Below are 14,829 nucleotides of genomic sequence, written 5' to 3'. Positions count from 1 at the left end.
TCATCGGGGGAATGCTTAACATTTCTTCATCCCTTCTCCCTTCTTAAATAGAAGCCATACCGCATCCCCACATGGCAGCACGATTGAAGCATCTGCAAACAGGAGTGTCTTAAAAGCACACTTCTCCTTCTTTCAGCTCAGTCGGCTCTGTAGCGGTCGTCCTCCCTGTCGGTTTCAGGGTCAGGATTCGTGCAAAAAGGATGCTCTCACAACTTGTCGTGCAATTATCATTATGTGACGAGTTCGTAAAAATCGGTCGCTGTTTGGAGTTCAATTCAAAAAGAACTCGTCGTACATCATGGTTCGCAATCTTGTCGTATAACGTTATCCGAGGAGGTGAAAGGTCTTGAAAATCCATGAAGCGGTCGCTCATTATCTCGAACACCTAGTCGCTGAAGGTAAGTCGGAAAATACGGTCAAAGGTTACGCCATGTGCTTTAAGCGGTTTATGATCTGGTTGGATTCTTCGTGGGGTAACGTTTCGGATATCGAAGACGTCTCACAAACGGTTGTTCGGGACTTCAAATCGTTCCTTGAATCAAGGACTGATCGCAGGACGGGCAAACAACTGGCTCCTAACACGATAAATCAAAACCTAATCGCTCTTAAGTCCTTGTTTGTATTCGTAAAGGGCAAAGGTGTCAACTTTAGATCCGATCCGATCAGTGCTATTAAGCTAAAGCCGATTGCTTCCCAAAATGATTACCGTTGGCTCACGCGACACGAAGTAAACCAGATCCTACACGCGATTGAAATGCTTGAGCGTACTGGTGAAAAGCGAAAGGCTATGTATAAAGCGGTCGTTGCTGTCCTCGTCAATTGTGGGTTACGGGTGGAGGAGCTGTCAGAGCTAAGGCTGACCGATGTAGTGATGGATTCGGGGTTGATTGTTGTACGGAGCGGTAAAGGTGGGAAGTATCGGCATGTGCCGTTCAATGTTAAAACCCGCGATATCCTGCAGAAGTGGTTAGCTCATCATGGGGGGAACTCGCCCTTCTTATTCTATTCTCAACGCAGCCAACAACTGTCTGTTCGGGCGATCCAGCACATGATCGAGAAACTGTCCGACCTGACCCAAATCAAATTTACAGTGCATCAACTTCGCCACACCTTCGGGAAACAAGTTGCAAATGAACGAAGCATCGAAGCGGCAGCTACTTTGCTCGGTCACTCCAATATTCAGACGACCAGGCGATACATTCAACCTTCCCTACAGGAATTGCGCGATGCTGTTGAAGGTATTGAATTTGACTAACTATGTAATCATCAAAATTGGAGGCATGAAAAATGGACAGGTTTAATTTATCGAAGATGGGTATCAACGTTGATTTTTTACCTGTTGTTGACTCGAGTCTAAAGATTATCGCTTATGAGGCAGCTATTAGTCTGGAAGGAGATAATCCGAATCAAGATGTTTTTCAGTTCCATTCTTCCGAGCTCAATGAGGTTCAAGCAAGTATTGATCTTTACTACAAGAAGAAGGCACTTGAAACCTATAATAGATCATCCCCTTTATTACTCTCTACGTATCCGAATGTATCAGACCCTTATCCGAGTTCTTTACCACATCCAAAAGGTTTTGAGGTAATCCTGACGGTAAACCCGCCTGAGCTTTGGCTGAACGGTTTTGTCATGGGGAGGTATGACCAATTATCCTCTCAGGGGGTTAGCTTTGCCCTTGCTGACTTCGGTCAAAGCTTCTTATCATTACCGTTTCTGCTCCATCTTCGCCCAACAATTATTAAGTTAGCGGATAATGTGATTCAATCTTGCATGATTGATGATGAAATCTTAAAGACGGTGTCAAATCTGATGAAGCCGTACAGGGAAATGGGGATCAAGATCCTCGCAGGTGGTATTAATTCCCGAGTGCAGTTTGAACGTATGACCTTGGTAGCTGATGCTTTTCAAGGTTACTGGTTTTCTAAGCTCGGAGGTGAACCTACGATATTGTAGATGAAAGTTCGTCCAATTGGGGTTGATGTCGTGGATGCTTATGCTGTACTTGAAAAATACGGCGACACCTTCGCCGCGGCAGTCTATTTGTGGTCTGCTTCCGTCAATAAAGAAGATGCAGATCGAGAAATCGCAATGATGCTCAAGAAGGTGTTCGAGTTCAAGTACTCCACAAGTAACATCGTAATCATCGATTCCTATATTGACCGAACCGGTTCAAGATTAGAATGGGATCACCTAATTCATGACGCTGATTCAGGTCGCTTTCAAGGGGTTCTGCATTTCGGGGATCTGGAGTCGGCAACTGATCTCCAAAGTAAGGGGTTATTACTCATCGATGTTAGACGGTGAGGTAGATGTGTCCTTAAGGTGGTGTAGGCGTTGGCAAAAGGCAACATGGAAATTAAGGAAGTGAGGCAAATCTTTCAACTGGCACTAGCAAAAGTGGAATCGTTAGAGGCTATCGGAGTTGAGCATGGATTATGCGCTCCCCAGGATTTATCGGAACTTAAATCAGAGATCGATAAAATTCATAAGTCACTTGATCTGATGACTTTCAAAGCCAACGGTCATTTCGAGAAATTATCGGAGTTGATGCGTTCCTGCGGCTCAATATGTTGTAAAAAGATTATGAAGCCCAATTCGCTGATGATGTTTTTTCAATGCAACTCATGCCCGATTTATCAATTTGAAGAAGCATTTCTGAGTGATGAATAGGAGTTGATGGTATATGTCGACTGAATCAACTATTCTGAGAAGACCGGATCATTTCTTGGCGGTAATCATCATAGACCTACGGAACAAGGTGCATATTCAAACGCTCGTCGGTCACTATAGTGAACTGTTTTCCGATGACTATTGGCTTGATCCCAATCAACTTAAGAAGTCGTACTTGGATTTAGGTGGGCATCGAATGGTGTTTCTTCAAAATTGTATAAAGACTTGGAAGGAGTTTAAGGAGTTCTATAATTTTTGCGTGGAGCAAGGGGTTACGATCAATATGAGCTCGCTATTTATTGATCTGCATAATCTTTGCGATCATTATACAGCCATTAATCAATATGGAAAGACTTTATACTCGGTTCACCCGCAGATTAGGCGTGATGCTGTTACAACGAGGCACAATTTATATCAACGTAGTCGCGAGTTTGACTTGAATTACATTACCTCGCCATATCATCATGTTCCCATTGAGTTGGGGGCGTTCTTGCAGAGTGTTCGGGCTGGCTGAGCACTCCGTTTCTTTGTAACGGGGTAACTTGAGATTTTGAAGTAAAGTGCAGTTAATTTTCTCTGAACGGATATTTATCGGTATTCGACAGCTTTACTCCTGAATTTCATATCACGACTGTTGGGAGTTGGAATCAATTTTGCAGTTAGCATTTGATATTTCTTACAAACAGCGAAGGGAAAATAAAAAGTCAAAGTTTGGAGGAGATGTGGATGGCTGATTCGTTCTGGGCTGGCATGGATAGGTTGCTTTACGTTTCTATCGTTTCATTAGTCTTTCTCGGTTTTGTGGGAATAACATTATATTTTAGACCAGAATCTAGGATCTCAAAACTGATGATTGCGATTTGGAATAGCAAGCAACTGAAGATTATCTTATTTACTTTGGGGATTCTGGGTTTATTCGTTTCATTAATAGAGATTACCAATGGTCAATCGCTCGGGTATAATATTATTATGCTTCTTCTTAATATTAATCTAATCTATCAAGTATTACGGAAAACGGAAAGCATTTGGTGAGAAACGCCCAAGTTGGATTTCGTATCCAGCTTGGGTGTTTCTTGTAGTTCAGGTTACTTTACAGCCAAACTGATATTTTTGATCATCAGATTGGAGAAGAAATCATTTTTGGAGTTGGTTAAAGAGCAAATACACTTTAAGGGAGGAGAAGTCCAATCAATAACGTCTACAGCTAACAGTAAGATTAAACGAAGCCAACGGATAGAGCAGGTCAGCCCGGCAGTTGACTCAATGGGTCTATTCGACCCCTAAGAGAGAATCACGCCCTCCCATTAGCATCTCCCGATCATCCCCTTCACCCTCATCTGACCTCTCTACCCATTCATCCCGTTTATGGTAACCAATCAGGTGCTTCTGTTTACGATGGCAGAAATTAATGTCTAGTTATATCTAAAATAACGCGCATTCGGACAAGTGGTTGACAAAGATAATCATAAAGCTTACAATAACTTTGACGGTAATAAAGTAGTCAATGGGGAGGCGATACTCGATGCACAGATATACCTGTATATTGTGGCTTTCAGACGATTCACTTCGTAAGACAGTTGATCTTAGACAGGATGAATATCTTAAAGCAATTGAAATTGATGGACCGGAGTATTACAACTCGGTATCAAAACGCAGTAAAAATCCTAAAGCGATTACAGAGTGTGTGGTCGATAATAGTTCAGGAGTAAGTGAGATTAAGATCGTCTTGGAGAGTGAGGCAATTCTTAACACTCCAAATCGTGCACTCAAGGTTTACAGCAGTTATTTAGCAAACGGACCATTATCTGATCTAGTTCGTCACAACTCACTCTTTCGAGGAAGCGCTGAAGAGGTTGAAACAAATAGTCATGAAGAGGAACTTTCCGACGAAGCATTATTGACCATGTTGATTCGCTGTGTGCTGAGAAAGTCAAAAGAGGACAGAGAATTATTAGATTCAGTTAGAGAGGCAATAAAAAGCAAACATCGAGACTGGGAGTGAGGAGAGTATGCTAATCCGTCACATCTGCGAATCCTGTGGAGTAGACGAGCTTCTCACTTCTGAAGAGGGTTATAAGAAAGGTTGGGATTACCCGCCTAAGATGGGTGCATTCAAGGTCATTTCCCCAAGAACATGTGGGAGTTGTTCAATCCAAAGCACCTTGTGGTGGGCTTTGAGAATGGAGGCTAAACAAATAGATGATTTAGACGAAAAGCAGGTTCAGACTCTGAAGCGGATCTTGCAAGAGCCTGAAAGTATTATGGTAACGGGGTAATCATACTCCAATTGATGGGCTAAAGAAGAGATTGTGAGCTCGAAAACGGGAGGATAATAAAATGTTAAAAACCAATGAGTTAACAGACGATGAGTTGAGAGATGCCCTTAAGTCCGTTGAAGAATTGCTTGATCTGGTAAACAGAAGCCGCCTTTCTGGTAAATTCGTTAGAGGTATCGATACATTTTTCTTTAGGAAGGGAATCTTTGAGGAAGATATGTCTATCGATACTTCTGTCAAAGAACAGGTGCTTTCATATGTTGAGGAAACAGTCGACAAGTCGCATTCCACCTATCAAACTATGAAGCTTTTTATCGATGACAGCGAATGTTCATCTGATTATTTTGTTTGCAACCCCTCTAGAAAATTCAGGGGGGCGTATAAACCAGTTGTTCTGAAAACTATCGCAAGCATGGTATTGTTTGAGTTGTCGAAGAATTCAAAGGATAGGCTTCATTAATAGCTACACCTATTACCGATATGGAATCGAGATGGTGTCTGCGCGGCACCATCTCTCGTTTTTTATATTGAATTGTTTAGTTTGCAAGTAGCTCATCTATCTCCCGTAACTTCTCGTCGATGTCAAAGTCAACCTGATCTTCCCTGAATCTATAGTTGTCTCCCTGATAAGTTGTTACATATAGAACTTTTACATCCACATAATTATTGACTATGACATTTCCTTTTGTAGAGATTGTTCCACCCTCAAATATTGCTCCTAATACCTTTCCAAAAGTTGCCTTCTGCCACTCTTGTTTTCTTACTCTTTCTGTATCGATACCATATTGTTTAATATTTGTTGTTTTTATTCTCGTATCACCGAACTTGAGAAATGTAGCCCTATGTGTTTCTTTTACCCGGACATTGGTCGCTGTGAGTCCCTTTGGTTTAGGAGTTACATCGAATTCAACTTGCAACCCTGGCTCAATCGATTGGACACCTTGTTTTACTTCACTCACATGAAAGAAGTAGTCAGTTCCTTCACTTTCAATAAAGCCAAATCCTTTTTCAGAGAAGTATTTCTTAACCCGACCGATCATGCATATATCACCTGTTCTTTTTGAATATATGTTAACACAAATTACCACGTCTTATAAATGCACGAGCTTAACGAATGTATGGTCACTGCTTCAAGATTTGCTCAAGAGTACCCCATAATTTACCGATAATAATGAGATATGAATCTCAAATAGGAGTTGCTCATTGATGGAGATTAAACTGAAAAACACCAGTCTTTCGTATCTAGGGGTTTTCACAAAGTCGGTACGCACCACAGAGTATAATGAGCCAGTGTCAGGTGATTTGATACAGTACAGGTATCAATTAAAACTTGAGGAAGAGGATTCATCTGTAGTTATTGAATTTACTTCAGGAAATGCGGAATTAGTTCCAACATGGATGCAGTATTACTTTAGTACGGATAAGTTGTCGTTGAGTAAATCTGTATTATCGAGTATGGATATCTTGATTTCTACTTCTGAAGCTCACTTGAGATATAATATCGAGCGCCTAAAGCTTCTTTTCATGGAGGACAGCAGTTTCGGGAGTGCAAGTTTCCGTATTGATGATAACGAGATAGTCCATCCGACCCTGTCCTACAAGATTGAGATTCAAGACCTCAAGATGTATTCCGGTAAAGAACTGACCTACCGAAAACGTGGGGTATATGTGGAAAGTGAAAGACCGATGATCATTTCTGAGTGCCGACATCTGATGGAATGGCTTCCTTCAGTAAGAAGGTTGAAGTTGATAAATAAAGACATCTCCAGAGGACAAAAAGAGCCAATAAAGAGTAAGCCTTATATCGTATTTGATCTTGACTACAGCGAGGACAGCCCTTCATTCCAATGGGGTAACGCACTAGGAAAAGACACGGGCGACAATTTGCATAAGTGGTATGCCTATGCAACACAATTGATCGAGGACATGGATATTAACAACCGGATTTATTCACTTCTTAAGGAAGAACTGTTGGACAAGTTGGCTTCAAAATAGGCAGCTACATAAGAAAATATTGTCCTAAAGAGTATTAACGAGAAAAAAATCAGCTCAAACAGTGAGTTTAATATCAGTATCAGTAATCACACTTCCCCGAGGTGTGATTTTTCTTCTTCAAGGGGTTTTACGGGTTTTGGATGCCCCTTTTTTCGCGGATTAAGGTTATTTATTTGCGTCTTAACGGAGTTGGGATCAACTTACTGATTTGAATTAAGAGGTATAGCAATATAAGTAGCTTCAAAAATTCAACAACCAATTTTAAGGAGGAAGATCGGTATGAAAAATCGCAAGTCCAGGCATCATCCCTTCTTCAAGGGGTATATTTCTCGCCTATGTCGGAGCTGAATAAGAAGAGATGTGCGGAAATGTTTTAAGAGGTATTGCATTATAAGTAGATTCAACAAATAACTTTTTGGAGGGAATGACAATGCTAACGATTGAGGTAACCACCGGCGGTAACATTATTGACCACTTCGAGTACATGCCACCAGGAGCGATGGGGCTAGACATGATTCCGAATGACAGCGGAACCGTTTTGAGACCAGCCCTTTTCATTAAGACAGACAAAAGCATGCGCGGCAGCTTCGGTGCGAACCCACAGATCAATATCCGAGTTGCCCCATTCGCTCTCAATGATGTATATCTCTTTAGCCTGATGGTAAAGATCGGGCGCGAATGGTATCTGGAGTCGTGGTTGAACTACCATGCTGATGGGGGTTTAGGGCTTCAACTCTTTGAAGGATTAGCAAACCAAATGCACATCCCTGTAATTATCCTTGATGAAGGAACCGAAATCGTAGCTGCCTATGAAGTCAAGAATTCACTTCGGTATGGCTTCAAGGATTACCTGAAGGTTCTTGACACCACCGAGCCTTGGACGATGGGAGAGTTCGACATGGCAAAGGCGATGGTATTAGGCACTCTCCCCCGTTTGGATATTATGTGGGGTATGCATCCTAAGCCGCCTTCCTTGAAGATCGGACTGGAGGTAACGCTTGGCAAGTAACTAGGGTTAGGGGCTAACTGCCTTTTTCGAGGCAGTTAGCTCACCTGAAAGTGCCGGATTGAGTTGTTTTAAGAGGTTGAGATATAAAGATGTGCCTGTAACGGCAACTACTATCCCGAGGAGGAAAACAAATGGAAGCTATTTTTAACGATTTGAGAAATATCAATGCCGAGAAGTTACAGCCAGAGTACAAGCGGATGTATCAAGTGATACTTGGTCTAATCGACTATTTGGACACTCTGCCACCCTATCCGTCCAAGGCGAAGTTAAGGAAGATTGGGGAAGATCTCAGTAAAGAACTGGCAGTTGGGTTTATGAAGGTCATGGGTTTGGATAACTTTTACATTGACAGTTTTAGGAAGGGAACTCCAGTAAAACAATATGTTGATGAATATGAGGTTGATCAGTGCTTACTGTCGGAACAGGATAAGAAGATAGTTGAGAAGTTAAGAAAATCGGGTTGTCGAGTATACTTTGTTTCGAGCAGCACCCTCTCCCAGCTTGACGAAGTCTATTTCGATATGACGACCTATTATTATTATGTTCCGACCAACATCATGCAATTTGAAAATCCGAAAGGTAAGTTTCGGATAAATAGTCAGGATATCATATCATTCTTTTATAAGACTCTATCCGATGCTTGTAGGGGTAAGATCTTGAAGCATTCGGTGATGGACTCAAATTTGTTGGATTTTCTTAAAAAGTAACAAGGTTAAGATTACGTAAAATTCGGCACTTATCTTTATCAGTTGCCGAAAGTTAATTATCGGTAAAGTTTATCCAGGCTAATATTGGTCGATCATGCGAGATGAAATCTTAGAAAGTTAGCAATCACACTTTAGGAGTGGTTGCTGACTTAGGGGGTAACGGTTTAGGTTTGCCTTCTGATGGAGTTGAGGACATTCTTAAGGAGTTGATTCTATTGGAGGACTTAAATTAAGAGGTTTAGCAATATAAGTAGTATCACAAATTCATTCCAGAGAGGAAGAGTGTACTGAATAATCCAAAGTATCTCGTACAAACATCCGTCAAGTTTAAGCCAGGCATAGCAGTTATCAAGCAGCTCCAGATCAACGAGTATGGCGCGGATCAGTACTACTACGGACTGGTCGATAACCAAGACAACGAGATCGTTCCTTGTGAGTGCCAGTATTTCATCCCAATGGGAGAAGGGATGCTCAAAACCGAAGATCGATTCGGTAACGTTGGTATCCTCAATCAAGCTGGTAATTTCATCGTTCCCTTCTCAAGGGGGTATCAATTAATAAGCCGTTTTCACGATGGTCGAGCATTGGTTAGAGCTGCCAATCTTCCAACAGCATACGGCTTCATCGACCGACAAGGGAACGAGGTCATCCCACTCCAGTATGCTAGTGCAGGTTACTTTCGTAATGGTCTAGCGGCGGTGCAGAATTTCGATGGTAAGTGGGGTTTCATTGACTCGACGGGTAAGCAGTTGACTCTCTTCAAGTATGGTGAGGAGATAACGGATTTGAAAACGAGTGGATATGTAATGATTCGCAGCCAGAGGCTGTATGGTTCGGGATGCAGTGAAAGTATAAGGCTTATTCCGGCAAAGAGTTTTATGAGAATGTAATATCAGTCATCGATTGTTTTGAGGGGTTTTTAGATCTTTGAACTTACGGGGTCTGCAAATAAAGGAGATTTTGCAGACCCTATGCCATCGTACAGAGTTTCTAACTCGCAGATTTACGTTTTTCTGAAGAATTCTTTTTCCTTTTTACAATATCAGCCTTCAATTCCTCTACAACCTCTGAGATTGACATTCCATAGTGCCTGATAGCGAAATCAACCACCAACATTAATTCCTCGTATGTCCACATGACGATTTTCTTTCTGTACCTTCCGGCAAGATCTTGCAATATGGCGGCAAAGTCCTGTTCTAGTTCCCCTGCTACCACAATCCCTAAAACATTGACCGTAGAATCTTTGCATTTATAAACAAACTGTTGAAGTATTTCATGACCTTTATTATCTGTGGACTTTATCGGTTTTTTCTCGTAACTCTTGGCAATACCTACAAATACGGCATCGTCCATACCGAGCATTTGAATGGTAAAGCTGATATCGCCATATTCTTGTCCATGATGCGGATGCAACTTGTGGTCTGTAAAAGTTACAAATGGTTTCATGATGCAACGGACACTTTTTTCGTGCTGACAGGCTTGACAAGCGTCCACACTATGTTTGGAACATTTTTCAGTTAGCAGACTTAGTACATCATGCAGTTCTTCGCGGCGCTTAGGGGTTATTCTTCGATCCCAAACGGGCTTAAACTGTTGCAGTTCTCTTACTTTGAACATGACTTTTGATGCGACTCTGGAAGAATAGTGAACGACATTGTTTTGAAGATAGAAGGATTCTTCTTCGTGTGAAAATCCTTCATCCGGAAAATATTTGTTAATTATCTTTTCAGCAATCCCGACTAAAGCTGATTTAGGGTTGATCATTACCCCATCGTACCAGGAATCGATTCTGATCTTATGATCCATGATGCAGCGGACGTTATCTTTTTGAAGTTCAGTGTAACAGAATGAACATACGACCTGCGGAGCCTGCCCTCTCTTTACAGAAATCGTTAACAAATCGGTGTTTCCGCAGTGATTACAGGTGATATCTGCATAGTGGTCGCAACTTTCACAATAGGGGTAAAACCGAGCGATGGTATGTTTCTTCAGTGAGCCAACAATCTTATCAACATTTAAGTCGTGAAGTTTGAAGCTCTCGACCTTCTTGACCTTACAGGTGACGACTGCCTTAATGACTTCCAGAATGACTTTTTTCTCGTCATTTGAAGTGGTGAAGGCGACAAGATCCGGGTCTTCATCAAGACCAAAAGATTCGAACTTTTCGTCGATCTCACCATTATCTTGTATGGAATTTATGTAATTCATGATTTGTCCGATCCGCCAAATTCCCCAACGTCTCATTTCAGAGGCTTTCAACTGACGGGTCAGATAAATTTTACCTTTGTCGTTATTGACCCCAAGGGTTGAGAAGAAGTCTCCGTCCTCATCAATTGCTTCCTGATAAACTGAACTTGGCGAATCGTACCCGTCAAATTCAGTTAGTTGCCCCACTTTATTGCCCAGATCACTATCTGCCAAGGTCACTTTGCTTGGCTTCCCTGAATCGGGGTCTGGATTGCTCAAAGTTGTTCGTTTCATGGATTCTTTGCTAAACACACTGTCGACAATCTTTTTGGTAATGTTCACTGGTGATACGAAGCAGTTAAAGGCTCCTTGAATGGTTCTGGATATTGTTCCAACTAGGGTTTCAGTAGGTATACTGATGCTTACAAAGCGTTGGTCAAAGTTGATCCAGAAGAAACCGAACTTCAATTCGTAAATAAAATCGGACTGTTCGGTTTCGGGGTTGATATAATTATATCTTTCCTGATATTGTAATGCGATTTCTAAGGTTTCATGATTGATAACGGTTTGATCAATTGCGACTAGTCCAAATACGTTATCATTGGGGTATACGATTGGCTTAAGCAATTCATTCATTTTGGAAACGCCAAAATTATTTTTATGATCGGAGATAAACGATGCTGAGTTCACTTGAGGATTATGCGGACGCAGCATAAACAGCCGAAAATTTGGTCGGCGGCTATATCTGTTATCTTCAAAACAGGTTTCAATATCTGATGCAGATATCTCTGGCGAAATAGCAACAATCTCCACGAGTTTTTGTTTATCAAGTCTCTCTAGTGCAGTTTTTACATCTGTTTTTACTTCTCGCTTGACAACCGTGCGGTAACGATTGATTAAATCTTTTTCGTCTACCTTTGAAGATAACAGATGACGAATTACTCCTTTTTGAACATGAAGTAATTTGTCTGCGTGTTTTTCCGACATAATAACCCCCCTCTAAACAACTCGAATATTAAGACTATTGTATCATATTTCCTGAGTTGCAGAGAGTGGTATCGCAAAAGGAAGAATCCTGCCGCTTCTGCTCGGTCAGATCAAAGATGACAGATGCAGTCTTATGGTAAACCGCAGTGTTTGGGGCTTTTGAAGGATAACGATAGGGCGTTGTAGAATAATGTAAGAGTCCGCCCATCAGGGGGTATAGTCAACGAAGGAGGTTCTGCATTTGTCCTATCAATCGGAAGCCCAACTGGAGAAGAATTTAATTGAGCAACTTGTTCGTCAAGGATACGAGCGAGTAACCATAAATGATTACGTTTCACTTCTCGAAAACTTCAGGCAGCAACTGAACAGATTTAACGAGAAGAAATTGAACGGTCAGCCACTGACCGATGCCGAGTTCAGCCGTTTTTTGACCCAGGTTGACGGTAAAAGCATTTTTGATTCCGCAAAGATTCTTAGAGATAAGCAAGTATTCCAACGTGATGATGGAACTGAGGTTTACCTCGAACTGATGAATACTCGTGATTGGTGCAGGAACATCTTTCAGGTCACCAATCAGACCACAGTCGAAGGGAAGTATAAGAACCGTTATGATGTAACAATCTTCATTAACGGTTTACCTGTGGTTCAAATCGAGTTAAAACGCCGCGGCTTAGACTTCAAAGAGGCGTTCAACCAGATCCAACGGTATCGGAAACACTCCTTCAAGGGGTTATATCGCTATCTACAGATGTTTGTCGTTAGTAATGGGGTTGATACGAAATATTTTGCCAACTCCGATGGCGACATTCTGTTTTCGCATACTTTCTTCTGGTCGGATGCAGAGAATAATCGCATCACCAATTTAAGCGATTTTGCCGCCAGCTTTTTAGAGAAATGCCACATGGCGAAGATGATTGCCCGATACATGGTAATTAATGAGACCGAGAAACTGTTGATGGTCATGCGACCGTATCAGGTCTATGCTGTCGAAGCACTTATTAAGCGTGCCTTAGAAACCAAGAATAATGGTTACATCTGGCACACCACTGGCAGCGGGAAGACTTTGACATCATTTAAGGCTAGCCAGATCCTTGCCAATGAACCACATATTAAGAAGGTATTCTTCCTCGTTGACCGCAAGGATTTGGATAGTCAGACTTTGGCGGAGTTTAACAAGTTTGAACCCGACTCGGTGGATATGACGGATGATACCGAGAAACTGGTATCGCAAATTTCGGACTTAACGAAGCCGTTGATCGTTACTACAATTCAAAAGATGGCGAACGCGATAAAAAATCCGCGATATGAGCAGATTATGAAGCCGTATCAACAAGAGCGGGTCGTATTTATTATTGATGAGTGTCACCGCAGCCAGTTTGGTAAGATGAAAAGACTCGTCGACAATCATTTTAAAGAGGCGCAGTATTTTGGCTTCACGGGGACACCTTTGTTCGAGGTAAATAAAAGTCAAGATGGTCGGGTAACTGCCGATATTTTCGAGAAGTGCTTACATACGTATTTGATTAAAGATGCTATTCATGATGGTAATGTCTTGGGGTTTTCGGTGGAGTATATCCAAACGGTTGATGTCTCGATTGATGAAAAGGATCAAACCCGTGTAAAAGGCATTTTAACCGATGAAGTTTGGATGCACGATGATCGTATCCGTATGATTGCCGAACATATCATCACCCACCATGATCGGAAGTCTCGAAGTAAGGGGTATACGGGGTTATTTACTGTTGACAGCATTCCAATGCTGATCAAGTATTACGACACTTTCAAATCGTTGTCTCATAATTTCAAGATTGCTGCTATTTTCACATATGGTCAGAATGAAGATAGTGAGGGTGACGGACAAGACGAGCATTCGCGGGATAGTCTTGAACGCATTATCAAGGACTACAATGCTATGTTCGGTACCAATTTCTCTACGGAGAAGTTTCAGGGGTATTTTGCCGATGTTTCGAAGCGAGTCAAAACTGCTCAAATCGATATTCTGTTGGTGGTCAACATCTTTTTGACAGGTTTCGACAGCAAGACCTTGAATATTCTCTACATTGATCGTTTCTTGAAGTATCATAATTTGATTCAAGCCTTCTCTCGGACTAATCGTACAGAGAAAGCGACCAAGCCCTACGGAAATATCGTCTGTTTCCGCAACTTGAAGGAAGATACCGACGAAGCGATCAAGTTGTTCTCGAAGACGGACAATGTTGACGATGTCCTGATGAAAAGCTATGAAGAATACCTTCAAATGTTTAAGGCAGCACTGGCGAAAGTAAAAGCTCTCGCTTCTACGCCAGTGGCAGTGGATACGTTGGAGCGGGAAGAAGAAAAACAGGAGTTTGTGGTCAGCTTCCGCGATCTTACTAAGTACCTGACTCGTCTCCAAACCTTCACCGAGTTTGAATTCGATCCAGCTCGATTAGGTATTCATGAGCAGGAGTACCAGGACTACAAGAGTAAGTACCTCCGTATCTACGAAGAAGTCAAGCGTGGCGGGGGTAAGGAATCGATCTTGGCGAATGTTGACTTCCTGATCGAACTGATGCATACCGATCGGATTAATGTCAGCTACATCATGAATCTGATCCGGAACATCGACTTCGATAATGAAGAGCAACGTGACAAATCGGTTAAAGATATTGTTGACGAGATCAACCGGGCTGATAATGAGCAGCTCCGTCTCAAGGCGAACTTACTGAAGGAGTTTTTGCGGAAAGTTGTACCGACTTTAACCAATGCTGATTCGGTAGACGATAACTACAATGCCTTCGAGCAAGAAGAACGTATGAAGGAAATCGAGGCGTTTGCAGGTGAAGTGGGGTTATCGCCTGAAGCGATCCAAAGTTTTGTTCAGGAATATGAGTACGGTGGACTTGTTAATCAGCAAGAGATAAGTGATGCGGTCAAGTTGCCATTCCTACAAAAGAGAGCGATGATTCAACGGATTATAGAATTCATCACCGAGCATACCAAACGTTTTTCGTAG

At 41.9% G+C, this 14,829-nt stretch carries 14 protein-coding genes; 12 read left to right on the top strand and 2 right to left on the bottom strand.

Features of this window, described 5'->3' with window-relative positions; all coding sequences use genetic code 11:
- Positions 1–346 precede the first annotated feature (346 nt).
- The 7 genes from B7E11_RS09380 to B7E11_RS09345 all read left to right on the top strand — a co-directional run bounded on the left by B7E11_RS09380 (position 347) and on the right by B7E11_RS09345 (position 5,409).
- Positions 347–1,255 carry a tyrosine-type recombinase/integrase gene (locus tag B7E11_RS09380; protein ID WP_080833634.1) on the top strand — a complete coding sequence of 303 codons (909 nt, stop codon included), beginning with the start codon at positions 347–349 and terminating at the stop codon, positions 1,253–1,255.
- A 32-nt stretch (positions 1,256–1,287) separates the two neighbouring features.
- Positions 1,288–1,956 (top strand): EAL domain-containing protein, encoded by a 669-nt coding sequence (locus B7E11_RS09375; protein ID WP_080833632.1) that lies wholly within the window; start codon positions 1,288–1,290, stop codon positions 1,954–1,956.
- Complete coding sequence (locus B7E11_RS09370) at positions 1,957–2,307, top strand: hypothetical protein (RefSeq protein ID WP_080833630.1); 351 nt, start codon at positions 1,957–1,959, stop codon at positions 2,305–2,307.
- Between the two features lie 30 nt (positions 2,308–2,337).
- Entirely contained in the window at positions 2,338–2,673 is a 336-nt protein-coding gene (locus tag B7E11_RS09365; protein WP_080833628.1) for a hypothetical protein, read from the top strand.
- A 726-nt stretch (positions 2,674–3,399) separates the two neighbouring features.
- Positions 3,400–3,705, top strand: coding sequence for a hypothetical protein (locus tag B7E11_RS09355; protein ID WP_080833624.1), 306 nt, complete (start codon positions 3,400–3,402; stop codon positions 3,703–3,705).
- 490 nt (positions 3,706–4,195) lie between these two features.
- Positions 4,196–4,675: a hypothetical protein gene (locus B7E11_RS28875; RefSeq protein ID WP_139787129.1), complete on the top strand. Its 480-nt coding sequence runs from the start codon at positions 4,196–4,198 to the stop codon at positions 4,673–4,675.
- Between the two features lie 335 nt (positions 4,676–5,010).
- On the top strand, positions 5,011–5,409 hold the full coding sequence (locus B7E11_RS09345) for a hypothetical protein (protein ID WP_080833620.1): 399 nt from the start codon (positions 5,011–5,013) through the stop codon (positions 5,407–5,409).
- 76 nt (positions 5,410–5,485) lie between these two features.
- On the opposite strand, the gene B7E11_RS30780 is transcribed toward B7E11_RS09345, so the two are convergent.
- A complete protein-coding gene (locus tag B7E11_RS30780; protein ID WP_080833618.1) occupies positions 5,486–5,989 on the bottom strand; it encodes a cold shock domain-containing protein in 504 nt (167 codons plus the stop codon).
- Positions 5,990–6,155: 166 nt separating this feature from the next.
- Between B7E11_RS30780 and B7E11_RS09335 the strand changes: the two genes are divergently transcribed.
- The 4 genes from B7E11_RS09335 (at position 6,156) to B7E11_RS09315 (ending at position 9,550) form a co-directional block, all read left to right on the top strand.
- Positions 6,156–6,944, top strand: coding sequence for a hypothetical protein (locus B7E11_RS09335; protein WP_080833617.1), 789 nt, complete (start codon positions 6,156–6,158; stop codon positions 6,942–6,944).
- A 430-nt stretch (positions 6,945–7,374) separates the two neighbouring features.
- On the top strand, positions 7,375–7,953 hold the full coding sequence (locus tag B7E11_RS09330) for a hypothetical protein (RefSeq protein WP_080833615.1): 579 nt from the start codon (positions 7,375–7,377) through the stop codon (positions 7,951–7,953).
- Between the two features lie 131 nt (positions 7,954–8,084).
- Positions 8,085–8,660 (top strand): hypothetical protein, encoded by a 576-nt coding sequence (locus tag B7E11_RS09325; RefSeq protein WP_080833614.1) that lies wholly within the window; start codon positions 8,085–8,087, stop codon positions 8,658–8,660.
- A gap of 467 nt (positions 8,661–9,127) precedes the next feature.
- Complete coding sequence (locus B7E11_RS09315) at positions 9,128–9,550, top strand: WG repeat-containing protein (RefSeq protein WP_176220666.1); 423 nt, start codon at positions 9,128–9,130, stop codon at positions 9,548–9,550.
- Positions 9,551–9,650: 100 nt separating this feature from the next.
- On the opposite strand, the gene B7E11_RS09310 is transcribed toward B7E11_RS09315, so the two are convergent.
- Positions 9,651–11,834 carry a hypothetical protein gene (locus B7E11_RS09310; protein ID WP_080833609.1) on the bottom strand — a complete coding sequence of 728 codons (2,184 nt, stop codon included), beginning with the start codon at positions 11,832–11,834 and terminating at the stop codon, positions 9,651–9,653.
- 241 nt (positions 11,835–12,075) lie between these two features.
- On the opposite strand from B7E11_RS09310, the gene B7E11_RS09305 reads away from it, so the two are divergent.
- Positions 12,076–14,829, top strand: coding sequence for a type I restriction endonuclease subunit R (locus B7E11_RS09305; RefSeq protein WP_080833607.1), 2,754 nt, complete (start codon positions 12,076–12,078; stop codon positions 14,827–14,829).

Origin of the sequence: Cohnella massiliensis (assembly GCF_900169535.1) — a bacterium.
Classification (GTDB): Bacteria; Bacillota; Bacilli; order Paenibacillales; family Paenibacillaceae; genus Cohnella; species Cohnella algarum.
The sequence above is the reverse complement of the archived record's forward strand: the minus strand, read 5'-3'. Positions and strand labels throughout refer to the sequence as shown.